Source organism: Thermodesulfovibrio sp. Kuro-1 (assembly GCF_006538445.1).
Classification (GTDB): domain Bacteria; phylum Nitrospirota; class Thermodesulfovibrionia; order Thermodesulfovibrionales; family Thermodesulfovibrionaceae; genus Thermodesulfovibrio; species Thermodesulfovibrio yellowstonii.
Genome location: NZ_BJKS01000005.1, coordinates 109,113 through 136,023, shown reverse-complemented (window position 1 = coordinate 136,023; position 26,911 = coordinate 109,113). Strand labels below are relative to the sequence as shown.

General features: G+C 35.8%; 26 protein-coding genes. 14 read left to right on the top strand and 12 right to left on the bottom strand.

Annotation, left to right across the window (positions count from 1 at the left end; all coding sequences use genetic code 11):
* The first annotated feature begins 29 nt into the window (after positions 1–29).
* From recA to hslO, 13 genes are all read left to right on the top strand, one after another.
* Positions 30–1,058 (top strand): recombinase RecA, encoded by a 1,029-nt coding sequence (recA, locus tag FLY87_RS07980; RefSeq protein ID WP_141266789.1) that lies wholly within the window; start codon positions 30–32, stop codon positions 1,056–1,058.
* The gene (locus FLY87_RS07975; RefSeq protein ID WP_141266787.1) at positions 1,039–1,539 is read left to right on the top strand and encodes a regulatory protein RecX; all 501 of its coding nucleotides are present in this window, start codon (positions 1,039–1,041) and stop codon (positions 1,537–1,539) included. Before recA ends, FLY87_RS07975 begins: the two co-directional genes overlap by 20 nt.
* Positions 1,536–1,871, top strand: a complete 336-nt coding sequence (locus FLY87_RS07970; protein ID WP_012546204.1) for a lipoprotein — start codon at positions 1,536–1,538, stop codon at positions 1,869–1,871. Before FLY87_RS07975 ends, FLY87_RS07970 begins: the two co-directional genes overlap by 4 nt.
* Before the next feature lie 3 nt (positions 1,872–1,874).
* Positions 1,875–4,502, top strand: a complete 2,628-nt coding sequence (gene alaS / locus FLY87_RS07965; protein ID WP_141266785.1) for an alanine--tRNA ligase — start codon at positions 1,875–1,877, stop codon at positions 4,500–4,502.
* 10 nt (positions 4,503–4,512) lie between these two features.
* The gene (locus FLY87_RS07960) at positions 4,513–4,824 is read left to right on the top strand and encodes a phasin family protein (protein ID WP_012546703.1); all 312 of its coding nucleotides are present in this window, start codon (positions 4,513–4,515) and stop codon (positions 4,822–4,824) included.
* A 5-nt stretch (positions 4,825–4,829) separates the two neighbouring features.
* The gene (gene selA, locus FLY87_RS07955; RefSeq protein ID WP_181406019.1) at positions 4,830–6,197 is read left to right on the top strand and encodes an L-seryl-tRNA(Sec) selenium transferase; all 1,368 of its coding nucleotides are present in this window, start codon (positions 4,830–4,832) and stop codon (positions 6,195–6,197) included.
* Complete coding sequence (locus tag FLY87_RS07950; RefSeq protein WP_012546176.1) at positions 6,194–7,213, top strand: deoxyguanosinetriphosphate triphosphohydrolase; 1,020 nt, start codon at positions 6,194–6,196, stop codon at positions 7,211–7,213. Before selA ends, FLY87_RS07950 begins: the two co-directional genes overlap by 4 nt.
* Positions 7,210–7,551, top strand: a complete 342-nt coding sequence (gene acpS, locus FLY87_RS07945) for a holo-ACP synthase (protein WP_012545321.1) — start codon at positions 7,210–7,212, stop codon at positions 7,549–7,551. The genes FLY87_RS07950 and acpS overlap by 4 nt, the downstream gene beginning before the upstream one ends.
* Positions 7,552–7,615: 64 nt before the next feature.
* On the top strand, positions 7,616–8,092 hold the full coding sequence (greA, locus tag FLY87_RS07940; protein WP_012545525.1) for a transcription elongation factor GreA: 477 nt from the start codon (positions 7,616–7,618) through the stop codon (positions 8,090–8,092).
* Positions 8,085–8,831, top strand: coding sequence for a dihydroorotate dehydrogenase electron transfer subunit (locus tag FLY87_RS07935; RefSeq protein WP_012546654.1), 747 nt, complete (start codon positions 8,085–8,087; stop codon positions 8,829–8,831). Before greA ends, FLY87_RS07935 begins: the two co-directional genes overlap by 8 nt.
* Positions 8,831–9,742: a dihydroorotate dehydrogenase gene (locus FLY87_RS07930; RefSeq protein WP_012545671.1), complete on the top strand. Its 912-nt coding sequence runs from the start codon at positions 8,831–8,833 to the stop codon at positions 9,740–9,742. The genes FLY87_RS07935 and FLY87_RS07930 overlap by 1 nt, the downstream gene beginning before the upstream one ends.
* On the top strand, positions 9,714–10,496 hold the full coding sequence (locus FLY87_RS07925) for an S-adenosyl-l-methionine hydroxide adenosyltransferase family protein (protein ID WP_028842665.1): 783 nt from the start codon (positions 9,714–9,716) through the stop codon (positions 10,494–10,496). Before FLY87_RS07930 ends, FLY87_RS07925 begins: the two co-directional genes overlap by 29 nt.
* Positions 10,489–11,352, top strand: coding sequence for an Hsp33 family molecular chaperone HslO (gene hslO, locus FLY87_RS07920; RefSeq protein WP_012546884.1), 864 nt, complete (start codon positions 10,489–10,491; stop codon positions 11,350–11,352). The genes FLY87_RS07925 and hslO overlap by 8 nt, the downstream gene beginning before the upstream one ends.
* On the opposite strand, the gene FLY87_RS07915 is transcribed toward hslO, so the two are convergent.
* Together FLY87_RS07915 and truD are read right to left on the bottom strand one after the other, a co-directional pair.
* Positions 11,339–11,755 (bottom strand): DNA polymerase ligase N-terminal domain-containing protein, encoded by a 417-nt coding sequence (locus tag FLY87_RS07915; RefSeq protein WP_012545568.1) that lies wholly within the window; start codon positions 11,753–11,755, stop codon positions 11,339–11,341. The genes hslO and FLY87_RS07915 overlap by 14 nt on opposite strands.
* Positions 11,756–11,763: 8 nt before the next feature.
* Positions 11,764–12,936: a tRNA pseudouridine(13) synthase TruD gene (gene truD / locus FLY87_RS07910; protein WP_012545670.1), complete on the bottom strand. Its 1,173-nt coding sequence runs from the start codon at positions 12,934–12,936 to the stop codon at positions 11,764–11,766.
* A gap of 32 nt (positions 12,937–12,968) precedes the next feature.
* Between truD and FLY87_RS07905 the strand changes: the two genes are divergently transcribed.
* Positions 12,969–13,412, top strand: a complete 444-nt coding sequence (locus FLY87_RS07905) for a RidA family protein (RefSeq protein ID WP_219995004.1) — start codon at positions 12,969–12,971, stop codon at positions 13,410–13,412.
* Positions 13,413–13,431: 19 nt separating this feature from the next.
* Here FLY87_RS07905 and FLY87_RS07900 read toward each other — a convergent pair whose 3' ends face one another.
* The 10 genes from FLY87_RS07900 to FLY87_RS07855 form a co-directional block, all read right to left on the bottom strand.
* The gene (locus tag FLY87_RS07900) at positions 13,432–14,145 is read right to left on the bottom strand and encodes a pseudouridine synthase (RefSeq protein ID WP_141266781.1); all 714 of its coding nucleotides are present in this window, start codon (positions 14,143–14,145) and stop codon (positions 13,432–13,434) included.
* Between the two features lie 3 nt (positions 14,146–14,148).
* The gene (locus FLY87_RS07895; RefSeq protein ID WP_141266779.1) at positions 14,149–15,174 is read right to left on the bottom strand and encodes a SurA N-terminal domain-containing protein; all 1,026 of its coding nucleotides are present in this window, start codon (positions 15,172–15,174) and stop codon (positions 14,149–14,151) included.
* Between the two features lie 11 nt (positions 15,175–15,185).
* The gene (gene hypE, locus FLY87_RS07890) at positions 15,186–16,184 is read right to left on the bottom strand and encodes a hydrogenase expression/formation protein HypE (RefSeq protein ID WP_141266777.1); all 999 of its coding nucleotides are present in this window, start codon (positions 16,182–16,184) and stop codon (positions 15,186–15,188) included.
* Positions 16,177–17,298, bottom strand: a complete 1,122-nt coding sequence (locus FLY87_RS07885) for a fibronectin type III domain-containing protein (protein ID WP_141266775.1) — start codon at positions 17,296–17,298, stop codon at positions 16,177–16,179. Before FLY87_RS07885 ends, hypE begins: the two co-directional genes overlap by 8 nt.
* A complete protein-coding gene (argH, locus tag FLY87_RS07880; RefSeq protein WP_012546455.1) occupies positions 17,295–18,671 on the bottom strand; it encodes an argininosuccinate lyase in 1,377 nt (458 codons plus the stop codon). The genes FLY87_RS07885 and argH overlap by 4 nt, the downstream gene beginning before the upstream one ends.
* 524 nt (positions 18,672–19,195) lie before the next feature.
* Positions 19,196–21,292, bottom strand: coding sequence for an elongation factor G (gene fusA, locus FLY87_RS07875; RefSeq protein ID WP_012546422.1), 2,097 nt, complete (start codon positions 21,290–21,292; stop codon positions 19,196–19,198).
* Between the two features lie 29 nt (positions 21,293–21,321).
* Positions 21,322–22,614, bottom strand: coding sequence for an adenylosuccinate lyase (gene purB / locus FLY87_RS07870; RefSeq protein ID WP_012545083.1), 1,293 nt, complete (start codon positions 22,612–22,614; stop codon positions 21,322–21,324).
* A gap of 2 nt (positions 22,615–22,616) precedes the next feature.
* Complete coding sequence (gene truB, locus FLY87_RS07865; protein WP_012546120.1) at positions 22,617–23,525, bottom strand: tRNA pseudouridine(55) synthase TruB; 909 nt, start codon at positions 23,523–23,525, stop codon at positions 22,617–22,619.
* On the bottom strand, positions 23,503–25,602 hold the full coding sequence (locus FLY87_RS07860; RefSeq protein WP_012545799.1) for an LPS-assembly protein LptD: 2,100 nt from the start codon (positions 25,600–25,602) through the stop codon (positions 23,503–23,505). The genes truB and FLY87_RS07860 overlap by 23 nt, the downstream gene beginning before the upstream one ends.
* Positions 25,599–26,903 (bottom strand): folylpolyglutamate synthase/dihydrofolate synthase family protein, encoded by a 1,305-nt coding sequence (locus FLY87_RS07855; protein ID WP_164924820.1) that lies wholly within the window; start codon positions 26,901–26,903, stop codon positions 25,599–25,601. Before FLY87_RS07855 ends, FLY87_RS07860 begins: the two co-directional genes overlap by 4 nt.
* Between the last annotated feature and the right edge of the window lie 8 nt (positions 26,904–26,911).

The window sequence follows — 26,911 nt, the reverse complement described above, 5'->3', positions numbered from 1 at the left end:
ATAATAAAAAAAAGCCTAAGAGGTGATTTATGAATAAGGATAAGTTAAAGGCATTGGAAATTGCCATATCCCAGATTGAAAAAAATTTTGGAAAAGGCGCTATAATGCGTCTTGGCACTAAAGCTCATGCAGAAGGAATAGGAGTAATTCCTACAGGTTCTATTTCTCTTGATATAGCAACTGGTATTGGAGGATATCCAAGAGGAAGAGTTATAGAGATTTTTGGTCCAGAGTCTTCGGGTAAAACCACCCTTGCACTTCACGCAATTGCAGAGGCTCAGAGATATGGCGGAGTTGCTGCTTTCATAGATGCAGAGCATGCTCTTGATGTTAATTATGCTTCAAAATTAGGTGTTGATGTTGAAAATTTATTGATCAGCCAGCCAGACACAGGTGAACAGGCTTTGGAGGTAACTGAAACACTCGTCCGTAGCGGAGCTGTAGATATTATTGTCATTGATTCTGTTGCAGCATTGGTTCCTAAAGCAGAGATAGAAGGAGAAATGGGAGATAGTCTTCCAGGGCTTCAGGCAAGGCTTATGAGTCAGGCATTGAGAAAACTTACAGCTGCTATATCAAAGTCTCAGACCGCTGTTATCTTTATTAACCAGATAAGGCAAAAAATAGGAGTAATGTTCGGAAATCCAGAGACAACACCGGGTGGAACTGCTTTAAAGTTTTATGCATCTATGAGGCTTGACATAAGAAAGATAGATACACTTAAAGAAGGGCAAGAGACAACAGGCGGTAGAGTAAGAGTGAAAATTGTTAAAAATAAGGTGGCTCCACCATTCAAACAAGCTGAATTTGACATCTACTTCAATGAGGGAATATCAAAGACAGGCGAGATTCTTGACCTTGCAGTAGAAAAGGGAATCATTGAAAAGTCAGGTGCATGGTATAATTACAATGGTTCAAGACTTGCACAAGGTAGAGAAAATGCTAAGGAATACTTAAAAACTCATCCTGAAATTTTTAATGAAATATATTCCAAAGTTCTTGATGTATATGGATTAAAACAACCAAAGGTTTCGGAAGGTGAAAACAAAACAGAATAAGGCATTAACTATTGCATTGAGATTAATTACTAAGAGAGATAGAACAGAGGCAGAATTACAAGACAGACTTCAAAAAAAAGGTTTTTCTGAAAAGGATATAGTTGAAACTATTCAATATTTAAAACAGAAAGGTTTTATAGATGATTCAAAGTTTATTGAGAGAGCAGAAAAAATTGCTGAAGACAGGTTTTTAGGGACAATGGGACTAAAAAATTATTTGATGAGAAAGGGCATAGATAAGAATTTAATTCAGCATATTCCTGAAATTGATGAATTCTCAATAGCTCAGAAGCTCATTCAGAGGAAAAAGCATTTTTTAAGGGACATTCAACCAGATAAGAAAAAAGCAAAAATTGCAGGATTTCTTCTTCGCAGAGGATTTTCATGGGATACAGTAAATAAATGCTTAAAATTAAATGATAATTTTTTCGGGGATATTAAGTCCCCTCAGAATGACATTTTAAGGGAGGATAGAAAATGAGAATTTTAATTGCTTTATTGATTGCTGTTTTTATTTTTGGATGCGCATCGCAAGGTGTCAGATATACCTATGATGAAATTAAAAACTATCCACCTGATGTTCAGGAAAGAATTGCTAAAGGTGAAATAGCACTTGGGATGACAAAAGAGCAGGTAAGATATGCATGGGGTCCTCCTTCCACTACAAGAATTCTTACTCCTGAGAAAGGAAAACAAAGAGAAGAGTGGGTGTATTCTTCCTCTCTTGGGCTTTTAAAATCAAGACTTATTTTTGTTGATGGAAAACTGACATACATAATCAGTAATGAACAAAGAATTGTAAATGAGGAATAATTAATGCAAAGTTCTGAAATAAGAAAGCTTTTTCTGGATTACTTTGTATCAAAGGGACATGAATTAGTTAAAAGTTCTCCGCTTATTCCTAAGGATGACCCGAGTCTTCTTTTCACAAATGCAGGAATGGTGCAGTTTAAAAGGGTTTTTCTTGGCGAAGAACAAAGACCTTATAGCAGGGCTACTACCTGCCAGAAATGCATTCGCGCAGGTGGAAAGCATAGTGATCTTGAAAATGTTGGATTTACTGCAAGACATCATACTTTCTTTGAAATGCTTGGCAATTTCTCTTTTGGCGATTACTTTAAAAGAGATGCAATCCTTTTCGCATGGGAGCTTCTTACTGAATATTTTAAACTTCCAAAGGAAAAGCTCTGGGTTTCTATTTACAAAGATGACGATGAAGCTGCAGAGATATGGGAAAAAGACATAGGCATTCCTTCAGAGAGAATTGTCCGATTAGGTGAAAAGGATAATTTCTGGCAGATGGGAGATACAGGTCCATGTGGTCCATGCTCCGAGATAATAATTGATCAGGGAGAAGACTTTGGATGTGGACAGCCTGACTGTTCAGTTGGATGCGATTGCGATAGATTTCTTGAACTGTGGAATCTTGTTTTTATGCAGTATAACAGAGATGAGGAAGGAAAACTAACTCCTCTTCCAAAGCCGAGCATTGATACAGGAATGGGGCTGGAGAGGATTACAGCAGTTAAACAGAGCAAAAGGACAAATTTTGATACAGACCTTTTTGAGCCGATTATTTCTGAAATATGTTCAACTCTTAATGTTAAGTATGGTAAAGATAGAAAAACAGATATTTCTATAAAAGTCATAGCAGATCACATAAGAGCTGCCACATTTTTAGTAGCTGAAGGACTAATCCCTTCAAATGAAGGCAGGGGATATGTTTTAAGAAGAATAATAAGAAGAGCTGGTAGACATATTAAACTTCTTGGATATGATAAAACAGCCTTTTACAGATTTGTAGAACCTGTTGTTTACAAGCTTGGAGAAGTTTATCCTGAGATTGTTTCAGAAAGAGAAAGAATTGAGAAGATAATAAAAATAGAGGAAGAAAGATTTCTGAGAAGCCTTGAAAAGGCTCAGCAGATTTTTGATGATATTATTAACAATCTTAAGAAGACTGATTCAAAATTAATTCCTGGACATGAAATTTTTAAACTCTATGATACATTTGGTTTGCCTTTTGACTTGATAAAAGAAATGGCTCAAGATTCTGAGTTACAAATTGATGAGATAGGATTTCAGCAAGAGCTTAATAAACAGCGTGAACGTGCAAGGGCAGCACAAAAGTCTGAAGAAGTAGGAATAGGTGAAGTTTATAAACAGCTAAGACTTCAGGCGGAGAATTTAAGATTTATAGGATATATGGATTACGAAACAGAGACAGACATATATGCTATTGTGAAAAATAGTGAAAGAGTAAACGAACTTAATAAAGATGAAGAAGGTGAGATTTTTCTTTTTAAAACACCTTTTTATGCTGAGTCAGGAGGGCAGGTAGGCGATACAGGTATGATTATTTCAAATTCTGGCAAAGCTGAAGTTTATGATACAAAGAAAATTTCAGGCTTACATTGTCATAAAGTCAGGGTTATTGAAGGAACTATTAAAGAAGGTGATAAAGTTTTTGCAAAAATTGATCTTGAAAGAAGAAAGGCTATAAAAAGAAACCACACTGCAACTCATTTACTTCATGCTGCATTAAGAACCGTGCTTGGAGAACATGTAAAACAAGCAGGTTCTTTGGTTGCACCTGATAGATTACGTTTTGATTTTACCCATTTTGAAGCTGTGAATGATGAGGAGTTAAGAGAGATTGAAAGAATTGTAAATGAAAAAATACTGGAAAATCTTCCAGTTAAAATAGAGATTAAATCACTTGATGAAGCTTTAAATGAGGGAGTTACAGCACTTTTTGAAGACAAATATGAAGACACAGTTAGAGTAGTAAAAATTGTTGGTTTCAGTAAGGAACTCTGCGGAGGAACTCATTGTGACAGTACAGGTGAAATAGGAAGTTTTTATATAGTTTCGGAAGGCTCTGTTGCATCAGGAATCAGGAGAATTGAAGCTGTTACAGGGATTGAGGCATTCAAATATTCAAATACTAACAGAGAACAACTTAAAGCCATTTCCTCAATTCTTAAATCAGCTGAACCTGTTAAAGCTGTTGAAAGACTTGTAGCAGAACTTAAAGAAAAACAACAAGAAATAGAAGTTCTTAAAAACAAACTGGTAAGTCAGAATATTGAAGAGATTGTAAAGCAGGCAAAGGAGATAGATGGGGTAAAAGCTCTTGCAGTAAAACTTGATGGTGTTGATCTAAAAAGTCTTAGAACACTTTCTGATAAACTTAAAGAAAAACTTCATCCTGCTATAATTTTACTTATATCAAAGGCAGATGGACAGGGCATATTGCTTCTTTCTGTAACCAAAGACATAACAAATAAATACGATGCTGGAAAACTTATGAGAAATATAGTCCAGGCTGTTGGTGGCAAAGGTGGTGGAAGGCAGGAAACTGCTCAGGGTGGATGTCCTGATGGAGAGTCTCTTGAGAAGGTATCGGAGATATTCTACAGTTTGATTGAAAAACAATCATGAAGGAGGTAGCATGGCATTACAGGATTTATTTAAAAATATGCTTTTTGCATGCTTGGGAATGCAGGAAATGCTCAGAGAATTTCTTGAGGATCTTGTGAAACGGGGTAAGATGAGCGAATCAGAGGCAGCAAAGATAATTAATGAGTTTATATCAAAATCAGAAGAGGCAAAGGAGAGCTTCAAGGACAACTTCAAAGAAATGGTTCAAAAAACATTACAGGGAATGAATCTGGTAACAAAAGATGAGATTGAGAATTTGAAATCATTGATAAATGATATAAACTTAAGAATTACAAAGATTGAGGAAAAATTAAAGGATTAATGAATCTGGATAAGACCAAACTCTTAAGAAATATTCCTGCTGTTGATAGGATTTTAAAAAATGAAAAAATAGAAACTCTTCTAAGTAACTATTCTTATTCATTAGTTCGTGAATGCACAAGAAAAGTTCTTAACAGATTAAGAGATAAAATACTTAAAGGTTATGTTTCTCAGATTGATGAAGATAAAATAGTTGAAGAAATAGAAAAATCTTTAAACCAGAGATATTCACTCAGACCTGTGATAAATGCTACAGGAGTTGTGATTCACACAAATCTTGGGAGAGCAATACTCCCGGATGAAGCAATAAAACATGTGATTGAAATTGCTACAAGCTATTCAAATCTTGAGTATGACTTAGAAAAAGGGCAAAGAGGCAAGAGATATGTTCACATTGTTGATGCTATAAAAAAGATTGCTGATGTTTCTGGAGCAGTGGTTGTAAATAATAATGCAGGTGCAGTTTTCCTATGCCTTAATACTCTTGCTCGTGGCAAAGAAGTAATTGTCTCTCGTGGAGAACTTGTTGAAATAGGTGGTTCTTTCAGAATTCCTGATGTAATGACTCAATCAGGAGCTATTTTAAAGGAAGTTGGCACAACAAACAAAACGCGATTAAGTGATTATGAAAATGCAATAAATGAAAATACAGCTTTTTTACTTAAAGTGCACAGGTCAAATTTTAAAATTGTAGGTTTTACAGAAGAGGTTTCAATTAGTGAACTTTCAAATCTTGGTAAACAAAAAGGTATTCCAGTCATGGTTGATCTTGGAAGCGGATGTTTTATTGATTTAAAAAGATATGGATTTTTTACTGAACCATCGGTTCAGGAAGTTGTTAGAGAAGGAGCAGATATTGTTACATTTAGTGGAGATAAACTTCTTGGAGGAGCACAGGCTGGATTTATAATTGGACGGGACGATTTAATTGAACAGATATCAAAAAATCCTCTCATGCGTGCTTTGAGAGTTGATAAAATGACTCTTGCAGCACTGGAAGCAACTTTGATGCTTTATCTTGATGAAAAAGAAGCTATTGAAAAAATTCCTACATTAAGAATGATTGTTGAATCTCCTGAGAAGATTAAGAATAGAGCATTAAAGATATTGAGGATGTTTAAAAAAGAAGGAATTGATGCTACTCTGAAAGAAGATGTGTCAATGCCTGGAGGCGGATCTCTTCCTGAAAATGGCATTAAAACATATGTTGTAGCAATTAAAACAACTCAGACTGAAGAATTTATAAAAAAATTAAGAAAAACAGAACCTCCTGTAATTGCAAGAATAAAGGAAGATTTTGTTATTTTTGATGTAAGGACATTACAGGAAAAAGAGATTCCTTTGCTTGTTAAAGCTATAAAACAAGTTTTATGAACATCAGAGAACGATATCAGGAAATAGAAAAAAGTTTTTTACATCCCAAGTCCTGTCTGAGTTCACAAACAAAAGGAAGATTAAAGCCTGAACCAGAAGATGATATAAGAACTCCTTTTCAGCGTGACAGAGACAGAATTATTCATAGTAAAGCTTTTCGCAGGCTCAAACATAAAACACAGGTTTTTTTCTCTCCTCAAGGTGATCACTACAGGACTCGTCTTACTCATGTTTTTGAAGTATCTCAGATATCAAGAACAATCGCAAGAGCATTAAGGCTTAATGAGGATCTTACAGAAGCTATAGCACTTGGACATGATCTCGGACACACTCCTTTCGGACATGCTGGTGAAGCAATACTAAGAGAGCTTCATCCTGGAGGGTTTGAACATTATGAGCAAAGCCTTAGAGTTGTTGATATTCTTGAGAAAAATGGTAAGGGTCTTAATCTTACATTTGAAGTAAGGGATGGAATACTTAAACACTCAAAGGGTCGTGGAAAAATTTTAAGTGATGAGCCTTTCACATTAGAGGGGCAAATTGTGAGAGTAGGAGATGTTATCGCATATATTAACCATGATATAGATGATGCAATAAGAGCAGGAATTATCAAAAAAAATGATATTCCACAACAGTTTTTAAAATTTTTTGGCGATAGGCACTCAAAAAGAATAGATAAAATGGTTAGAGATGTTATTTTTACAACCATAAAAGAAGATTATGAAAAAATCTCCATGTCTCCTGAGATGGAAGAAATGGTTCACAGTTTTAGAGATTTTCTTTTTGAGAAAGTTTACTATAATGAACGCATTATAGAAGAGTTTAAAAAAGCTAAGAGAATGCTTGAGAGTCTTTATAACTATTATCTTGACAATCCTCATATAATAGATGCTCAGGAACTTGAAGAAAAAGAACTTCATAGAAAAATATGTGATTTCATTGCAGGAATGACAGATAGATATGCTCTTTACACATTTGAGAAAATATTTATTCCTAAAAGCTGGGCAGTTCCATGATTGAAGGAGTTGGTGTTGATATTGTAGCAGTTGAAAGAATAAAAAAAATTTATGAAAAATGTGGAGAAAAATTTTTAAACAAAGTTTTTACCGAAGGAGAAATTTCTTATAGTTTCAGCCATGCAAATCCTTTTCCTCATCTCGCAGCTCGCTTTGCAGTCAAAGAAGCAGTGATTAAAGCATTAAAAAAACAGAAAGGATTAACCTTAAAAAATATTGAAGTCAGAAACAACTCTGACGGTTCACCAGAAGTTAAAATACCAGGCTTTAATAAAAAAATTTTCATATCTATTTCCCACGAAAAAAATTATGCTGTAGCATTTGTCGTAATCACATAGCTTTACTGAAATTTCAAAATTCTGCTAAATTAAATAATATAATTTTCATTCAAAGGAGGATAAGTTGACTGACAGGATTCCCATGACCCCTGAAGGTTATGAAAAGCTGAAGGAAGAGCTGGACAGATTGATAAAAATTGAACGTCCAGCAATAATAAAAGCAATCGCAGAAGCACGTGCTCACGGAGATTTATCAGAAAATGCTGAGTATCACGCAGCAAGAGAAAAGCAGTCTTTTATTGAAGGAAGAATTCAGGAACTTCAGGCTAAACTCGCCCGTGCCTATGTAATTGATCCATCAAAAATCAATCAAAATAAAGTTGCCTTTGGTGCAAAAGTTAGAGTTATTGATATTGATACAGAGGAAGAGAAAGAGTTTCATCTTGTTGGTCCTGATGAAGCAGACGTAAAAAATGGAAAAATATCCATTACTTCTCCTGTGGGTAAAGCTTTAATTGGTAAGGAAGTTGGTGAGCAGGTTACTATAAAAGCTCCTGCTAAAACATTTAATTACGAAATTATCTCTATAAGCTTTGAATAAGCTATTTAAATCAAAAGTAATAAGCAATGAAGCACTAACAGAAGAGATTTATTTAATTTCCCTTGAGATTTCTGATGATGTTGAAACCAAGCCAGGACAGTTCTGTATTCTAAGAGTTAATCAGAGGCTTGATCCTCTTTTGGGAAGACCCTTTAGCATTTTTGAGCATGAAAAGGGAGAGATTAAGTTTTTATACAGACTAAAAGGCAAGGGAACAAATATCCTTACTAAACTTAAAAAAGGTGATTCTATAACTCTTACAGGTCCATTTGGAAGATGGTATCCTTTCCCAGAGGGAGATTTTATAGTAATTGCAGGAGGAATTGGACTTGCATCAGTTTATTATCTGATTAAAAAATTTCCTCAAAGAGCCTATCTTTTTTATGGTGTAAGAAATGAAAAAGAAATACTTTTTTATGAAGAACTAAAAAGGCTTTCAAAACAACTTTATATCTCAACTGAGAAAGAAACTTCCTATGCCTATAAAGGAGTTATTACAGAGCTTTTTAGAGAAAAAAGCATACAACTTCCTTTCCCTATTTATGCCTGTGGACCTATGATGATGTTAAAAGAGCTTAAAAAAATTGTTAATGAAAACAGACCCTGTTATGTAGCAACAGAGGAGAGAATGGCTTGTGGAGTTGGAGCATGTCTTGGATGTGTAATAAAAACAAGGGAAGATTTCAAAAGAGTTTGCACTGAAGGTCCTGTTTTTGAGCTTAAGGAGCTTGTATTATGATGCCTGTCTTGGAGGTTAAAATAGGTAATCTTAGTTTTAAAAATCCTGTGCTTACTGCATCTGGCACATTTGGCTACGGACTTGAGTATTCTCAGTTTGTTGATCTTAATATTTTAGGTGGCATTGTTGTAAAGGGGCTTTCATTAAAACCAAAACAAGGGAATCCTCCTCCGAGAATTTATGAAACTCCCTGTGGAATGATTAACTCAATTGGATTGCAAAATATAGGATTAGAGGCATTTAAAAAAGAAAAGCTTCCATTTTTGAAAAAGTTTAACACTAACATAATAGTAAACTTTTTTGGTGAAAATCTTGATGAATATATAGAAGTAGCAAAACTTCTTGATGAAACTGAGGGAGTTCATGCTCTTGAGATGAATGTTTCATGCCCGAATAAGACAAGTGAATGGAGAAAAATGGGATTAGAGCCAGAACTTTTACGGGAAGCTATAAAAAGGGTTAGACTTCATATTAAAAAGCCATTGATAGTTAAACTTGCTCCTCAGGTTACCGAGATTGCTTTAATGGCAAGAATTTGTGAGGAAGAAGGCGCAGATGCTGTCTCTTTGATTAATACAATTCCAGCAATGGTGATTGATATAAAAACTCGTAAAAGTATGATAGGAACTCTTACCGGAGGTCTTTCAGGACCTGCGATAAGACCAGTAGCTTTAAGAGCAGTGTGGGAAGTTGCCCAAGCTGTTAAAATTCCTGTAATTGGAGTTGGAGGAATTGTTAGTGCAGAAGATGCTTTGCAGTTTTTAATTGCTGGAGCAAAGGCTATTCAAGTAGGAACAGCTAATTTTATAAACCCTATTGCAACAGTTGAGATAATTGAAGGCATTAAGCAGTTTTTAATTGAAGAAAACATAAAAGACATAAATGAGATCATTGGCAGCTTCAAAGAATAGGATAATTACACTTTTAACTGATTTTGGTTATGATGACCCTTTTGTTGGGCAGATGAAAGGAGTAATTTTAAAAATAAATCCAAATGTAAAAATCATTGATATCACACATGGTATTAAACCTCAGACAGTGGAGGATGCTGCTTTTGTTTTATGGCAAAGCTTTAAATACTTTCCTAAGGGAACTATTCATCTCAGCATTGTTGACCCTGGGGTTGGTTCTCAGAGAAAAGCTTTGATAGTTAAATCTCAGGGACATTACTTTATCGCTCCTGACAATGGACTTCTTAGCTATGTTATAAAAGAACCCTTTGTATGCATATCAATTGAAAATCCTAAATATTTTCTACAAAAGGAAAGTCCTACTTTTCAGGGAAGAGATGTTTTCGCACCTGCTGCAGCATGGCTTTCAACAGGAGTTTCAATAAGTGAATTTGGCAAACCATTAAAAGAGATTTTTTTACTGGAGTATTTAAATCCTGTAAATTTGAATGATAAAATAGTTGGGAAAATAGTTTATATTGATAGATTTGGTAATGCAATAACCAATATAAAACCAGAAGAGAGAAAAATTAAAGAAATAAGAGTTGGAGAAACAATCCTTCCAATTGTGAACTTTTATTCTCAGTCTCCAAATAAACCTGCAGCACTTATAAATAGTGACGGATTTATAGAGATATTCATTTATATGGGCAATGCTGTAAAAACTATGGGGTTAGAGAAAAAACAGATTGTGGAGGCTTTATTAGATGGATGAGGTTGTAAAAGGATTAATAAAGAATGAGCATGTTCTTGTTGTAGCAACAATTTGCACAGAAACAGTTGAGTATGCAAGAAAGATTCACGATACATGGCCTACTGCTACAGCAGCAATGGGAAGAGTTATTGCTGGAAGCGTTCTTCTCGCATCAACATTAAAGGATAGGCAGAAGATAATGGTTCAGATAAAGGGTGATGGACCTTTAAATGAAGTTGTAGCTGAAGCAGATTCTTTTTATAGAGTTCGTGCATATGTAAAAAGACCACATATCTATATGGGATTGAAGAATGAGAAAATTGATGTGGGAAGAGGAGTGGGCAAAGGTTTTTTAAATGTGATAAGAGATTTGGGATTAAGAGAATACTATCAAAGTAGCGTGGAACTTCAAACAGGTGAGATTGCCCGAGACCTTGCTTACTATTTAAATGTTTCTGAACAGATTCCTTCAGCAGTCTCACTTGGAGTTTATGTTGAACCAGATAACTCAGTTAAAGCAGCAGGTGGTTTTATGATTCAGACCATGCCTGAAACAAGAACTGAAATAGTTGAGTTCCTTGAAAGAAAACTTTCTGAAACTCAATCAACTTCATCAATGATACTTCAAGGAATGGATTCTCTACAAATACTTGAAGAAGTAGTAGGATTACCAATTGAGGTTTTGCACAGAGGCACTGTTACATACTTCTGCCCATGCACAAAAGATAGAGTTATCAATGCAATTGTTACACTTGGAAGAGAAGAAATTCAGAAAATGATTGAAGAAGGAAAAACAGTTGATGTTGAATGCTATTTCTGCAAGAAGAAATATGAGGTAACAGTGGAAGAGTTAAAAATTCTGCTCAGGGAAATTTAAGTTTTAGCTTAAAGTTATAGTCTGCAAATTTATCTTTTTTCTTGATAAAAAGCCATTCATCAGATTTCCCCTTAAGTTTCACTAAAACAAAGTTTCCTTTTAATATTTCTCCTTCCATAAAAATTTCCCACTGTCCTTCTTCAGGAGAGCCTTTCACTGTGCTATATTGCCCTTTATCCCAGATATAAACTTTACCTGCACCATACTGTCCTTCAGGAATAATACCTTCAAAGTTACCATACTCTAAAGCATGATCTTCAACCTGAATTGCAAGACGCTTATCTTGAGGATTCATTGAAGGACCTTTGGGAATTGCCCAAGATTTGAGCACTCCATCCTTTTCTAGTCTGAGGTCAAAATGAAGCTTTTTTGCATGATGTTCGTGCACAACAAAGTAAGGCATTGTTCCTCCTATTTTTTTGCAAAGATTCTTTTAATAAGCATTGTTGCATAGGAACCTCTTGGAAGAATAAAACCAAGAGTAAGCTTTATTTTACCTTCATAAACTTCATCATCTTCAATTTTATGCAGAATATTAGGGATGACAAGGACTTGTCTTGGAACAGATTTAAAAAATGACTGTCTTATTTTTTTCAAATTAAACTGAGAAGGTTTTATTTGTCTTTCAAAAAAAATCTCATTATATATTTTTTCAATAATGTCCTGGGGCATTTTTGCGTTTGAAGAAGGTGTAGGAATCTCTAAACTCTTAAGATACTCAAAATTTTTTTCATCAATTTCATCAAAGAAGATATACTCTCCTGCAACTCCTTTATGAATAAGCAAATTTTCAACGGGGAATAAAGTTTTAAGGAGTCTTTTAACAGTTTCATTCCATATAAAACTCTGATAGGCTGAAAAAAACATGGACATTTCTTCTTTTGGAATTTTTTGAAGCAGTGATATGTAATCCTTTTGATGCTCTAAAAGATGGCTGAATGCAAATTTTTCAAATTTAGTTTTAGCAAAATTTAAACAACTGTTCCAGTCACCCCAGTTTTCAGAAATTTTTCTTTTTCTTTCTTTTGCCTTTTTTTTATCTTCAGGATATATATGGGTAAAGTAAATTTTAAGTGCTCCATTATAATGCCCTTTTATTATTTTTTCAGCAATAAATCCTTGGTTTGGATCAAAGCTTCCAAATCTCTGATCATCAAAATAGTTTATGAATCCGTAATTTTTAACTTTTTCAATATGATATATGATAGAATCAATGGCATTTGGAGAAATAGCTCTTACAGTTACTTTGAAAACATTGTTCTCAATGAATTGTGGCTTCATTGGTTCATCTGAAAAACCAATATGTTTGAGTTCAAATTTATCTTTTTTTATATTAAATTTGAAAGGAGGATTTTTTATTGTTATGAACTGCTCAGTAATACCGTGTCTGTCTTTTTTCCCACCGTATGAGATGCTATCAAAGGGAATTCTCAATTTTTGGGCAATCTTTTTTAACAAGTCAATCGTATTCCACTTTTTTTTCTTTAGAATAAAAACTCCAAAAGGTCCCTTTTCCTTTAAGGGAATTGAACTTATCTCTTTTACAATGAAATCTTCTGGCTTTACTTTAATTTTATATGACATGTTAAAATTATACCATTATGATAGAGGAAAAGTTGAAAGAGTTAGGGATAACACTTCCAGAGCCTCTAAAACCTGTTGGTGCTTATACAACCGCTTTAAAAGTAGGAAATCTTTTATTTTTAAGCGGAATTCTTCCTTTTAGAGAAGGAAAGCTTTTAAGGAAAGGCAAGGTTGATAAGAATGTATCTATTAAAGAGGCTTCTGAAGAGGCATTACAGGTTGTTTTAAATGCACTGGCAATTGTAAAAGATTATATAGGTAATCTTGATAAAATAAGACAATGTGTAAAAGTAACCGGATATATTGCTTCTTCAGAAAGTTTTACGGAACACCCTAAGGTTCTTAATCCAGCATCAGAACTTCTGATGAAAATATTCGGTGAAAATGGGAAACATTGTAGAGTAGCTGTAGGAGTATATAGCCTCCCACTTGATGCTGTAGTAGAAATGGATTTTATTTTTGAATTGAAAAAATAAAATTATCTAACGAAGATTATTATTTATTTCTTCTTAATTTTTCTATTTCTTCCTTTGTCAATGGTCTAAGTTGACCTGGTTTCAGGTCTCCCAATTTGACGTCATCAATAGCTATTCTAATAAGCCTGATAACAGGATGCCCGACGCGTTCAAGCATTTTACGAATCTGTCTTTTTCTACCTTCATGAAGAGTAATCTTTATCCAAGAATTAGCTTTAAGTTTTTTTACGAGATGAACACTTACAGGTACAGCAAGTTTGCCTTCAATTTTTATCCCTTTCCTAAGTTTTTCAATTGTTTCAGGTTCAACGATTCCATCAACCTTTACCATGTAAGTTTTTTCTATCTGGGAACTTGGGTGCATAACTTTGTAAGCTAATTCTCCATCATTAGTAAGAAGAAGCAACCCTTCAGAATCAAAATCAAGCCTGCCTACAGGGTAAATGCGGAATTTTATTCCCTTTATAAAATCTTTTATAGTAGGTCTTCCTTGAGGGTCTAAAAGTGCTGTGATTACCTTTCGGGGCTTATAAAAAGCATAGTACACCTTAGGTTCTGGTTTAATGAGAAGTTTTCCATCAACTTTTATATAGTCTTTTTCAGGGTCTGCTTTTTGTCCTATTACTGCAATCTGTCCGTTTACGGTTACCCGTCCTTCTTTTATTAATTCTTCAGCGTGTCTCCTTGATGCAATTCCATAATCAGATAGTATTTTCTGTAATCTTTCAAGCATTTTTTAATCCATAATCTCAATATAAGCTCTCTGACGTAAACCTCTTGTCCAGAGCTTGTAGTCTTTTTTGAACTTTTCTTCTTCTAAAAGGCTTCTTACGTAGTTTACAAGCTGGTCAGAGCCTTTTTTAAAACAAACTCCATCAAGTCTGAAAATAAAAATACCATGTTCAGTCATCATAGGTTCACTTACTTGTCCTATATTCATTTTTGAGAATAAATTTGATAGTTCAGAGGCAATTTCTTTCCTTTTAAGAAGTCCAATTGCTCCTCCTGTTTTTGCTGTTACGTCCTCACTCATCTGAGATGCTACTTTACTGAAAGGCTCACCTTGAATGAGTCTTTTGAAAACTTCATTTATTTTTGCTTTTAGTTCTTCTTGATTTTCTCTTTTTTTCAAAAATATCTGGCTCACATAGTAACCCTCATCATCACATGAAAGCTCTGGATGAGCTGCAATATAGTTATTTATCTCAGCATCAGTAATAATAATTTTGCTTTTTACTAATGTGTTTAATGCTCTACCAATTATTATCTGTTCTTTAAGCATTTTTTTATAGTCATTAATACTCATGCCTTCTTTTTTAAGGGTTTCCTGAAAAGCTTGTTCTGTAAGAGCATATTTTTTCTTTATATCATTTATTGCTCCTTCTATTTCAGAATCGGTAACAAAAATTCCATATTTTTCAGCTTCTTCAATTTGAAGTTTTGTATCAATTAGTCTCTCAAGAAATTCCTCTTCATGAGCTTTAAAGTATTTGAATTTTTCATCTGGATTTAATGCTTTAATCTCATCCTTTGCAGTAAATTCCATATATTTGTATAGTTCGCTCCAGGTTATTACATCTCTGTTTACAACAGCGATTACTTTATCAACGAAGAATTTGTTTTCTTCTGCATTAAGTTTGAAAATTAAAAGCTGAGTGCAGAAAAAAACAATCATCAGAAAAAAGACAAACTTGATTGAGCAATTTAGATATTTTTGATTAATCACTCTTGGTGAAATCAAGCGATTTTTAAACTTTCTCATATCTAACTCCTTTAACATATTCTTGGCAACTGTTCTCCAGGAAGCATATCAACTATTCTGGTACCCCCAATGAATGTTTTAAGTAAAACTTTTCCTCCCCTGCCAGTTACTTCCCCAATTATAGCAGATTCTTCTCCAAAAGGGTGCGATTTCATTAATTGTAAGATTTTCTCTGCTACATCTGCTTTAACAATTGCAACGAAAATTCCCTCATTCGCCACATAAAGTGGGTCAAGTCCAAGAAGTTCACAAGCACCTTTTACTGTGTCATGAAGAGGGATAGCACTTTCATAAATTAAAATATCTTTCAATGATTCTAATGCAAGCTCTTTAAGTGTTGTGGCTAATCCTCCACGAGTAGGGTCTCTCATTACTTTTATGAACGGTGTAAATTCCTTCATTATCTGTTCAATTAAGCCATTTAATGCCCTTGTATCACTTAGAACAGGTGGTTCAAAGGTAAAGCCGTTTCTCTCGCTCATTACAGCAATACCATGATTCCCTATAGAGCCACTTATGAGGATTTTGTCGCCCATTTCAATTTTCAGAGGGGAAAGCTCTACTCCTTCGGGAATTACTCCTATTCCAGAGGTATTTATAAAAATTCCATCTCCCTTTCCTTTGTCTACAACTTTAGTGTCTCCTGCAACAATTTTTACTCCTGCTTTTTTAGCTGAGGAGGAGATGCTACTGAGTATTTTTTCAAAATCAGACAGAGGAAAACCTTCTTCAAGAATAAAGCCAACAGTAAGATAAAGGGGAACTGCACCGACCACTGCCAGGTCGTTCACAGTTCCATTAATTGCAAGGTCTCCAATATCACCACCTGGGAAAAAGATAGGAGAAACAGTATAAGAATCAGTTGTTATTGCTATTTTCCCTGAATGATTAAGAGAAACTATCGCAGAATCCATAAGAGAAGGGAGTTCAAAAATAGGTGCAATATATTTTTTAATAAGCTCATACATGAGCTTGCCGCCACTTCCGTGTCCCAGAAGAATTTTATCCATCATGCACCTCCACTTTTATTTCTACTGCTTCACTCTCTTTTAAAGGAGCTTCCGAAGTGATTTTATAATAAACCGGCGATTTTATGTTAGTGATATTATACTTGGCGTCAAAGAATAGAGGAATCATTGTTTCACCTACAAGCTCATAACTCTTTTCATCTGCTGTTTTTCTATATATTCTGTAACCTTTTATCCATCTTTCTTTGGTTTCTTTCCATGAAATATAAACTCCTTGCTCATTAACTGACCAGAAAACTTCCTTAGGCTTTGTCGGAATAAAAGATTCAATTGAAACTTTTGTTTCAATGCCTTTGCTCTCCAGATATGCTGATTCATAGGATTTAGAAGTAGTAATAACATAGGGAATTTCCGATTGAGAGTTTTCTTTGTAACTGCTTATGCTTCCGTAAAGAAGTTCGTCTAAAAAGAATTTTTTATCTGTTGAGCCAATCTTTACTCTTTCGCCTTTTTGATTTACTCGGTATATGTTATAGGTCAATGAATTTTGTGCATCCCATGAAAGCATTACGCCTTCAGGATTAATTTTATAAGTAATATTTTCCACCTCAGGTAATTTTTGAGGAGTAATCGTAGCTTCTGTTGGTTTGCTGTATATACCTTTTGGTCTTATAGCAAAGATACGATATCTGTAAGTTTCTCCGAAGGTAAAATCTTTGTCCTCAAGGGAGGTAGTTTCTTTATTGTAGTAACCAAGAGTTTTTTTCTCTCCTTTGCTTTCTCTCTCTATGAGGAAGCTTTCTATTTTAGTTTTTTCTTTTTCAGGATAACTCCAGGAAATTAATATTTTGTCATAAGTAGCTGAAAGCGTTAAACTCGCAACGGGCTCGGGCTGAAGATAGTCATCAAGATTTGGGTCAAGCTTTCTGCCACAGGCTGTGAGAAGGAATAGTAAAATAAAAATTGTTAAACAAGTAAATACTGGTGTGAGCGATTTTAGATATCTTTGGGTAACAGTTCTTAACGAAGTGTAGCGTAAAACAGTTGCAACTGTCTGAAACCCGAAGGGTTGAGTTTTGCAACTGTAGCGAAACGAGTTTAGAACTGTCCAAAGATATCTCATGAGCGAACACCAGTAAAACTTGCCTTTCTTCATTCCTTCAACCTCTTCCTCAACATTCTTATCTGTTCCTTTACACTCTTTTTTGAAGTGCTTCCGTAGGAGCTTTTTGAATCAATTGAACCTTCAGGAGTAAGTATGGCATAGAGGTCTTTTTCAATTTTTGACGAGAACTTCCTTAATTCCTTTATGCTTAATTCGTTGAGATTTTTACCCTTTTCAATACAGTAAAGCACAATCTTGCCTGTTATCTCATGGGCATTTCTAAAGGGAACTCCCTTCTTTACAAGATACTCTGCAATGTCTGTAGCTGTAATGTAGCCACTTCCGCAAGCCTCTTTCATTCTCTCTTTGTTGAATTTTATCTCCGGAAGCATTTCTGTAATTACTCTAAGGCTCATGATTACTGTGTCAATCGTATCAAAGACAGGCTCTTTGTCCTCCTGCATGTCTCTATTATAGGTAAGGGGAAGTCCTTTCATAGTTGTAAGCATGCTAAGCAGATTTCCGTAAACTCTGCCTGTTTTCCCTCTAATTAACTCTGCCGGGTCTGGATTTTTTTTCTGAGGCATCATGCTTGAGCCAGTGGAGAATTTATCAGGCAGCTCAATAAATCTGAATTCATCTGTTGCCCAAAGGATTATCTCTTCAGCAAGCCTGCTTAGATGCATCATGAGCATAGCACCACAGTATAAAACATCAAGGACAAAATCTCTGTCTGAGACCGCATCCATGCTGTTTGGAATTGGTTCTTCAAAACCAAGCTCCTTTGCTGTGTAATGCCTGTCAATTGGAAGGCTGCTTCCTGCAAGGGCACCTGCACCAAGAGGGCATAGATTGAGCCTTTTTAGTGCCTCTTTCAGCCGCTCCCTGTCTCTTTCAAGCATCCATGCATAAGCAAGTAGATGATGAGCAAGAAGCACTGGCTGGGCTTTCTGTAGATGAGTATATCCGGGCATGATTGTATCAATGTTTTTTTCGGCAACATTAACAAGGGTTTTCTCAAGCTTTTCTGTTAACTCTATTAATTCATTCACTCTTTTTCTCAAATAAAGTCTTAAGTCAGTGGCAACCTGGTCGTTTCTTGACCGGGCTGTATGAATCTTTGCACCAGCAGAGCCTGTTTTTTCAATCAAAGCTCTCTCAATGTTCATGTGTATATCCTCAAGCTCTTCTTTGAACTGAAACTTTCCCTCTTTGATTTCTCTTTCAATTTCAGCAAGTCCCTTTAAAATCTGCTTTAGCTCCTCTTCAGTGATAATGCCCTGTTTGCAGAGCATCTTTGCATGGGCACGGCTTCCTTCAATATCTTCCTGCCAGAGCCTTCTGTCAAAAGAGATTGACTGTGAGAACTCCTCCAGTGTCTTAGCAGTTCCTTCCTTAAATCTTCCACCCCACGGTTTTTTCATCTATGCTTACTTCCTCCCTCGTATGTCATTTCAAGAAGCGTAAACCTCCCTCATCTGTCATTCCGAACGGAGCAAAGCAAAGTGAGGAATCTCTTTCGATTGTAAAAATTTTGTCTGCACTATTTCTTGTAACCTGAGTAACATATAAATTAGGCGACCCTTCGGCTAAAGCCTCAGGGTGACCCATAAGGGTCACTTCGGGGTCATTGAGCCCCCTCGGAATGACCTTTTGTAATTGAACATACCCTAATTTTTTAAGTTTATTATTCCTACAAAACATATTCATACTTTCAGAAAATAGATGCTTTAATAAGCGATTTATAAATCTTCTGGTAACAATTTTTATCAAACAAATAATTGCTGTATTGAGCGACTTTTAAAATTTTTGGGTAACAATTCTTAGCGAAGCAGAACGTCCACAGCCAAAACTGTTTGAGCCTGAAAAGCAAGTTTTTTGGCTGTAGTGGAGTAAGCTTAGAATTGTCCAAGAATTTTGCAAAAGCGAAATACAGCATCTGTTTACTTCACTCCTCTGCCTTTGCCTGACGTTCTTTTTGCCTCTGCTCAATTATTTTCTGGGCAATATGAGAGGGCACTTCCTCATAATGGGAAAACTCCATTGAGTAAATTCCTCTTCCCGATGTCATACTGTGAAGCTGATTGGCATAGGTAAGCATCTCTGCCATTGGCACAAGGGCTGTTATCTTTTGATTTCCTCCAGCCTGTGGGTCAACGCCCTGAACCTTGCCTCTACGGGAGTTAAGGTCTCCAATGATTGTTCCCAGTGTTTCATCAGGCACGATTATTTCAGCTTTCATGATTGGTTCAAGCAATACGGGTTTTGCATCCATAAAGGCTTTTTTAAGAGCAAGAGCACCAGCTATTTTGAAAGCCATTTCAGAGGAATCTACAGGATGATAAGAACCATCATAGAGAGTTACTTTTATGTCAATTATTGGATAGTATGCAAGTATTCCTTCTTTCATCGTCTCAATTATGCCTTTCTCAACAGCAGGGCGATACTGTTGCGGAATAACACCTCCTACGATTTTATCAACAAACTCATAGCCGCCTCCTCTTGGAAGAGGTTCTATCTGAATCCAGCAGTCTCCATACTGGCCTCTTCCACCAGACTGCTTTTTATATTTGCCCTGGGCAGAAGCAGAGGCTCTGATTGTCTCTCTGTATGGAACTTTTGGTGCCATTAGGTTAACTTCAACACCAAATTTTCTTTTAAGTTTTTCCAGAGCAACTTCTATATGAACCTGTCCCATTCCACTTAGAATCATATCCTTAGACTCTTCATCCCTTGAAAACTTAAGAGTAGGGTCTTCCTCAAGAAGTTTATGTAACCCTGCGCTGACCTTTTCCTCATCACCCCTTGTTTTTGGTGCAATTGCATAGGAGATAATAGGCTCGGAGAATCTTACCTCTGGAAGCAGAATCGGATTATTTTCATCGCAAAGAGTGTGTCCTGTGAGAGTATCCTTTAGTTTTACTGTAGCTACAATCTCACCATGTCCTGCTTTCTGGCAGGGATTTTGTGTTTTGCCGAGTATGTAGTAAATCTGGCCAATCCTTTCCTTTGTGCCTGTGTTGGGATTAAGAACTGTAGAGTCAGCCTTAAGCACACCTGAGAAAACTCTTATGTATGATATTTTGCCTGCAAAAGGGTCTATGGTGGTTTTGAAAACATAAGCAGCAAGCGGAGCTGTTTCGGAGGGTTCTCTTTTTGCTTCGCTGCCATCTTTTGGATTAATGCCTTTTATAGGATATATATTTGCTCTTTCCTGTGGGTCTGGAAGAGCGAGAATTATGCTATCAAGTAAAGCATCAACTCCTATGCCCAGCAAGGCTGAACCAGCAAGGACAGGGATGAATCTGCGGGCAATTGAGGCATCATGAAGCCCTTTTCTTAATTCCTCCTCGGTGAGCTCTCCTCCTTCAAGATACTTTTCGAGCAGGCTATCATCAAGCTCCGCAATTTTCTCTACGAATTTTTTTCTGTATTCCTCAACTTTTGATGAAAGCTCGGAAGGGATAGGCACTTCTTTTACTGATTTTCCATCCTGCTCGTAGGCTTTAAGTGATATAAGGTCTACTATCCCTCTTAAGCCAGGACCTTCGCCAATGGGCAGGGTAAGAGGGATTGCCTCCTGACCAAAAACCTTTTCAATCTCTGCAACTGCTCTGTCAAAGGATGCGTTTTCCTTGTCAAGCTTGTTTACGAAAACTACTCTTGGAAGGTCGTAGTCATCGCAGTATTTCCATATTCTTTCAGTTTCAGCTTTAACACCCGAAAGGGCACTGACAATGACAACAGCGCCGTCGGAAACTCGAAGGGCATTCTTTGTATCTTCAAGAAAGTTAACAAAGCCAGGTGTATCTATAATGTTAATTCTGTGCTCTTTGTAATCACAGTAAGCAACTTTGCAACTCAGTGTCATATTTCTTGCAAGCTCTTCAGGTTCATAATCAATTACTTTGCCTGTTGTCTCGCCTGTAGTTACTCTGTCAATTTGCCCTGTTTTAAAAAGTATCTGCTCTGCAAGTTTGGTATTCCCTGCACCTGCATGGGCTACAATTGCTACATTTCTAATTTTTGTAATGTCTCTACTCATAAAACCCCCTCCTCGTATTTTTCAAATTTCTATCCAAACACTCTCCTGTAAATATGGTCTATGTTTCTTGTGTAATAGTTTAGCTCAAAAATGTTTTTTATTTCATCTTCATTGAGATACTTCCTCACTTCTTCGTCCTTAAGAAGAAGCTCCATGAATGGTATGCCTTCTTTCCAGCTCCGCATAGCATTGGACTGGACAATTTTGTATGATTCCTCACGGGTAAGCCCCTTCTCTACAAGAGCAAGTAATACCCGCTGAGAGTTGTATAGACCAAAGCTAAGTTCAATGTTTTTAAGCATCCGTTCTGGATAAACCCTCAAGTCTTTGATTATTCCGTAGAGTCTATTAAGCATATAGTCAACAAGGATGCAGTTGTCGGGAATTATTACTCTCTCAACAGATGAGTGGGATATGTCCCTGTCATGCCAGAGTGCAATGTTTTCATAGGCTGTAAAGGCATTGCTTCTGACAAGGCGGGCAAGTCCACTTAGGTTTTCGCAGCCCACAGGGTTTCTCTTATGAGGCATGGCAGAGGAGCCTTTCTGTCCTTCTGTAAATGGTTCTTCTGCCTCTAAAACTTCGGTTCTCTGTAAATGCCTTATCTCAACAGCAATCTTTTCAATCATGGCAGCAATAAGGGCAAGCACACTTAAAAACTCTGCATGTCTATCCCTTTGCACAACCTGAGTTGCCACAGGCTCAGGCTTAAGCCCGAGTTTCTTAAGGGCAATCTCTTCAATCTCTGGTGGCATGTTTGAGAATGTCCCAACAGCACCTGAGATTTTACCGACTGAAATTCTATCAATTGCTGAAGCGAGTCTATCAATATTTCTTCCTGCTTCCTCATACCATAGAGCAAATCTCAAACCAAAACTTGTAGGCTCTGCGTGAACTCCGTGACTTCTTCCCATGCATATTGTATCTTTGTATTGAAATGCCTTATCTTTAAATAATTCCTTAATCCTTTTCAAATCCTCCATTATCAACTCTCCAGCCTCTTTCATAAGCAATGCCTGGGCAGTATCAACGACATCAGAAGATGTCAGTCCCATGTGAATATATCTGGATACAGTCCCAACTTTTTCAGCCACAGCAGTCAAAAAAGCTATCACATCGTGCTTGACAGTTGCTTCAATCTCATCAATCCTTTTAAGGTCAAAGTCTGCCTTTTCTTTTATCTCCCGTAAAGCTTCCTCAGGAATCTTTCCAAGCTCAGCCCATGCCTCACATACAGCAATCTCAACAAGAAGCCATTTCCTGAACTTGTTCTCATCGCTCCAGATGTTTCCCATCTCTTTTCTTGTGTATCTCTGTATCATTATCAAACCTCCTCCCAGATAATTCTTTCAGGTTTTATAATTACGCCATTGCCATAGCCTATTCCAAGAATTTTACCCCTGGTGTCTTTTACTTTAACCCAGCCTGCTGGAACTATTCCAGAGGGTATTTTCACTGGATTGCCGTTAAGAAATCTCGGAATGATATAATCCTGCATTGTAACAGATGGCAGAAAATATAAAGCTTGGTCTATGGAGAAAATACCCTTCTTAGGCTGAAAGCTGAAGGCTGAAGAGTCAAGATTATTTGAGATTAAACTCTTTAACTCCTCTAACTCTATTGACTCCTCCACTCTAAACTCTCCAATCCTTGTTCTTGTGAGCTCTACTATATGCGCTCCTATACGGAGTTTCTCTCCTATATCGTGACAGAGAGACCTCACATATGTTCCCTTGCTGCATACTACTCTGAATGTCACAAAGGGTGGTTCAAAACTTTCTATTTTAATTGAATGGATAATCACCTTCTTTGGTTTTCTCTCTATTTCAACACCCTTTCTTGCAAGTTCATGAAGGGGTTTGCCTCCTACCTTTACTGCCGAATACATAGGTGGTATCTGCATTATCTCTCCAGTGAACTCCTCAAGGATGCTCTCAACTTGCTCTCTTTCAAGCTTAAAATCCTCAACCACTCTCACAATTTTCCCCTCAGCATCATAGGTATCTGTTGAAATTCCAAATTTTGCCTTAAAGACATACTCCTTCTCAAGTTCCATCAAAAAAGGTGTAATCTTGGTCGCTTCATTTATACATACAATCAAAATCCCTGTTGCCATAGGATCAAGTGTTCCTGCATGCCCTGCTTTTTTGACTTTTAAAATCTTTTTTACCTTAGTAACAGTATCTTGGCTTGTAAAACCTTTTGGTTTATTAAGAACTACCACTGCGTTCATAAACTCTTATTGGACCTAATCCTTTCAATTCAAAAATTACAAGAAAACTAAACTCAGAGGTTTTTCTTCCTTGTATTTCAACAGGTCTTCTTGTGATTGCAATATTTGTTGCCCAGCAAGATTGAGTATATTTTATGTTTAATGAGCTATCTCTTAATCCAGGACCTTTAGCATCATAGTTTAAATTTGCTGTAAATGACCACTTTTCTGAAAGTTTTTTGGCTATTGCTAAGGCGTATGTCTTAACTCCCCCTTCTTTTTCCTGTGAGTTATACTGGTCTCTTAATGTAGGAGACCAGAGATAAGCAGGAGAAAGTGCACCGTCTTTGGTATATCGTTCACTTAATGAGAAAGATGTTGTTTCATCTGGAGAAAAACTTATATCACTGTTAAATCTTTCCATTCTTTTTTTTGCTATATTCTGATATGTATCAAATCCGAAACTTATTTTCCATAAGGATATTCTTCCTTCAAATAAAATCGGATATAACTTATCCCATTCATTTTTTGCTCTGAAATCATATACTTGGGCAATTCTTGCTTGGATATTAAAACTTTTAAAGTTTAATTTGTTATACACACCAGCTCTTAAAAGTGCTGTGTCATCAATTGCTTCAGTATCTTTTAAAATCGGAGGCTTACCATTAACTCCTATAAAAACTCCTTCCACAAATGGCTCAACCAGATGAGTGAAATTTTCTCCTCTTTTATAAAACCTCATAAAACTTTTTGCATTATATTGAATCATTTCTCTATGAGAAGTATCCTCATAAGGAGATGTGTTTTCAAGATTATAAAAAGTTTCTTTTAATCCTAAGCTCTGTGTTAGTTTAACACTATCTCCCATACTATGACTTATTTGAGGGCTTATCTCAAATCTTTGCCCTTTAAGTCCGTCTTCTTTATAAAACTCAGCCAGATTAGTATTGAAATTTATATTGAATTGTCCAAGTTTATATGGATAAACAACATATCCAAGTTCTGCTTTTCCCGGAGGACTTATACCTCCTTCTTTTAAATCCTTCCACCCTTGTCCAAGCAAATAAAATCTTGATTGAACCCCTGGTATAGAAAGCTCCAGAGAAGACTGCAAGAATCTATCATATCTTGCAGCAAGGTCTTTCCCATATTCTTTAAAAAGAAATGTATTTGAAGCTGAACGAACATCTCCGTATTCCCTGTAAAAATCATTCTTATTGACATAGTTTAAATCTGCCAGCAAGTCAACTCCCTTAAATTTCTGAAGATGAATTCCTCGTAATTCAATATATTCTTTATTAAGTTTCCTGTCCTTGATCTGATATCCATACCACATCCCCTTTGTATCAAAATCCATGTATCTGTATTCAATTCCTTTACCAAGTCCTATTTTTGAAAAATAGTCAAGATAAAATGTGGCATCTTTATTACTATCAATCACAAGATAATAGGCAGGGCTTAAACGAACTCCGCGAGTATTTGAATTTCCAAATTTAAATGGTAAAAATCCGGATTTTTTTGTGCTTCCACCAGGACCCCAGAACACAGGAGAAAAAAGAATAGGCACATCTTTGACTTTAAAAGTAGTAATTTTTGATGTTAATGTATCATCAACCACAAGGTCAACAAACTCCCCTGTAAAACACCATGGTTGTGCAGTATCTGGCTCTGGTTCACAAGTTGAAAAAGTTGCTTTTTTAGCTTTGTATTTAATCTCGCTCAGCCTTTCAATCTCAGATGCTTTTATCCACATATCCTGCTTTTTTATATGAAGAAGAGCATTTTTTAAAAGACCTGTTTTTTTATCCCTGTTAAGTTTTCCTTCTTCAGCCCATGCAGTAATTTCGTCATCGTCATAGTAAAGGTCTCCATAGGCTTCTATATCACCTGTATTTTCATAATAAATTACTTTTTGTGCTTTAAGATCAAAGGTTATATCGCTCATATAGACATCACCAATTGCAATAATTTTTTTTTCTTCGTCAAAGTATTCTAATGTTTCAGAGATTATCTCTGTAGCAAAGGAAATACGAGCAATAAAAAAAAGAAACAGTATTATACAAAACAAAAGAAAATGCCTGGAGATAATAATTTTCATAAAATTTCTCCAAGACTTCTATGCAATGTTTTTTCTCCAAGACGCTCTTTTATTTCACCAACCAGATATGCTGAGCCTGTGCAGAGGACATATATGTCTGAATTATTCTTACAAAGTGAAATGGCATTTCTAAATGCTTCCAAAGGTTCAGGAACAAAATCTATTTTTTTATCATTTAGTCTTTTCAGTAATTCTTTATATGTCAGAGCTCTTTCATAATTAGGGACTGTAAAAATCATTTTATATGCATAATTTTCAAAACATTTTATAAATTCATTTACATTTTTATCTCGCATCATTGCAAAAACTACTACAGGTTTTTTATCTGTAAGAGTTTTTAATGATTTTATCAAAACCTCCGCAGCATCAGGATTATGTGCTATATCAAAGACAGCAAGAGGTTTATCATAGATTATTTCAAGTCTGCCTGGTATTTTTACATTTTTTAATCCTTCTTTGATTGCATTTTCATTATACATGGGATATATGTTAATAAAAGCCTTTAATGCTACAGAGACATTTTCAAGTTGATGAAAGCCTGTAAGAGGCAAGAATAAGTTAGACTGAAGGCTTGAGGTTGAAGGCTGAAAACTAAAGGGATAAAAATCAAAGACAATTCCCTCAAGGCTCATTGACTTTAATACACCTATGAAATCTCTGTCGTAAATAAATAATGGTGACTCCATCTCTTCTGCTTTTTTTATAATCACTTTCTCTACTTCTTTTTTCTGAGATGAAGATACTACTGGTATCCCGTTTTTTATGATTCCTGCTTTTTCTTTTGCAATAGAGGCTAAATCAGCACCTAAAAACTCCTGATGGTCAAGTCCTATGTTTGTTATTACAGATATCAGAGGATTTACCACATTTGTGGCATCAAGCCTTCCTCCCATACCTGTTTCAATCACTGCATATTCAATACCTTTTTCTTTAAAATATTGAAGTGCCATTACTGTTACATACTCAAAAAAGGTAAGTTCATCTGAAAAAGGTTTTATTTTTTCAATAAGATGTTCAACTTCTTCTTCAGAGATTTCAATATCATTGACAATTATTCTTTCTGTAAATCTTGTAAGATGAGGAGAGGTGAAAAGTCCAACACTCAGTCCTTGAGCTCTTATAAGACAATATATGATTTTAGAAACAGAACCCTTACCATTTGTTCCTGCAATATGAATTGATTTGAAGGAATGATGAGGGTTGCCAAGTTTTTCAAGTACTGAAATAACTCTATTAAGTCCAAGTTTTATGCCATTTGTTCTTTTTTTATAAAGCTCATTTATCAACTCTTTATATTTCATCCTCTTTG

Bases quoted from the DNA above. Each gene is read 5' to 3' on its own strand.
- recA (WP_141266789.1), top strand. From the start codon at position 30: ATGAATAAGGATAAGTTAAAGGCATTGGAAATTGCCATATCCCAGATT.
- FLY87_RS07970 (WP_012546204.1), top strand. From the start codon at position 1,536: ATGAGAATTTTAATTGCTTTATTGATTGCTGTTTTTATTTTTGGATGC.
- alaS (WP_141266785.1), top strand. From the start codon at position 1,875: ATGCAAAGTTCTGAAATAAGAAAGCTTTTTCTGGATTACTTTGTATCA.
- FLY87_RS07960 (WP_012546703.1), top strand. From the start codon at position 4,513: ATGGCATTACAGGATTTATTTAAAAATATGCTTTTTGCATGCTTGGGA.
- FLY87_RS07950 (WP_012546176.1), top strand. From the start codon at position 6,194: ATGAACATCAGAGAACGATATCAGGAAATAGAAAAAAGTTTTTTACAT.
- acpS (WP_012545321.1), top strand. From the start codon at position 7,210: ATGATTGAAGGAGTTGGTGTTGATATTGTAGCAGTTGAAAGAATAAAA.
- FLY87_RS07930 (WP_012545671.1), top strand. From the start codon at position 8,831: ATGCCTGTCTTGGAGGTTAAAATAGGTAATCTTAGTTTTAAAAATCCT.
- FLY87_RS07925 (WP_028842665.1), top strand. From the start codon at position 9,714: ATGAGATCATTGGCAGCTTCAAAGAATAGGATAATTACACTTTTAACT.
- hslO (WP_012546884.1), top strand. From the start codon at position 10,489: ATGGATGAGGTTGTAAAAGGATTAATAAAGAATGAGCATGTTCTTGTT.
- FLY87_RS07915 (WP_012545568.1), bottom strand. From the start codon at position 11,755: ATGCCTTACTTTGTTGTGCACGAACATCATGCAAAAAAGCTTCATTTT.
- truD (WP_012545670.1), bottom strand. From the start codon at position 12,936: ATGTCATATAAAATTAAAGTAAAGCCAGAAGATTTCATTGTAAAAGAG.
- FLY87_RS07900 (WP_141266781.1), bottom strand. From the start codon at position 14,145: ATGCTTGAAAGATTACAGAAAATACTATCTGATTATGGAATTGCATCA.
- FLY87_RS07895 (WP_141266779.1), bottom strand. From the start codon at position 15,174: ATGAGAAAGTTTAAAAATCGCTTGATTTCACCAAGAGTGATTAATCAA.
- hypE (WP_141266777.1), bottom strand. From the start codon at position 16,184: ATGGATAAAATTCTTCTGGGACACGGAAGTGGCGGCAAGCTCATGTAT.
- FLY87_RS07885 (WP_141266775.1), bottom strand. From the start codon at position 17,298: ATGAAGAAAGGCAAGTTTTACTGGTGTTCGCTCATGAGATATCTTTGG.
- argH (WP_012546455.1), bottom strand. From the start codon at position 18,671: ATGAAAAAACCGTGGGGTGGAAGATTTAAGGAAGGAACTGCTAAGACA.
- fusA (WP_012546422.1), bottom strand. From the start codon at position 21,292: ATGAGTAGAGACATTACAAAAATTAGAAATGTAGCAATTGTAGCCCAT.
- purB (WP_012545083.1), bottom strand. From the start codon at position 22,614: ATGATACAGAGATACACAAGAAAAGAGATGGGAAACATCTGGAGCGAT.
- truB (WP_012546120.1), bottom strand. From the start codon at position 23,525: ATGAACGCAGTGGTAGTTCTTAATAAACCAAAAGGTTTTACAAGCCAA.
- FLY87_RS07860 (WP_012545799.1), bottom strand. From the start codon at position 25,602: ATGAAAATTATTATCTCCAGGCATTTTCTTTTGTTTTGTATAATACTG.
- FLY87_RS07855 (WP_164924820.1), bottom strand. From the start codon at position 26,903: ATGAAATATAAAGAGTTGATAAATGAGCTTTATAAAAAAAGAACAAAT.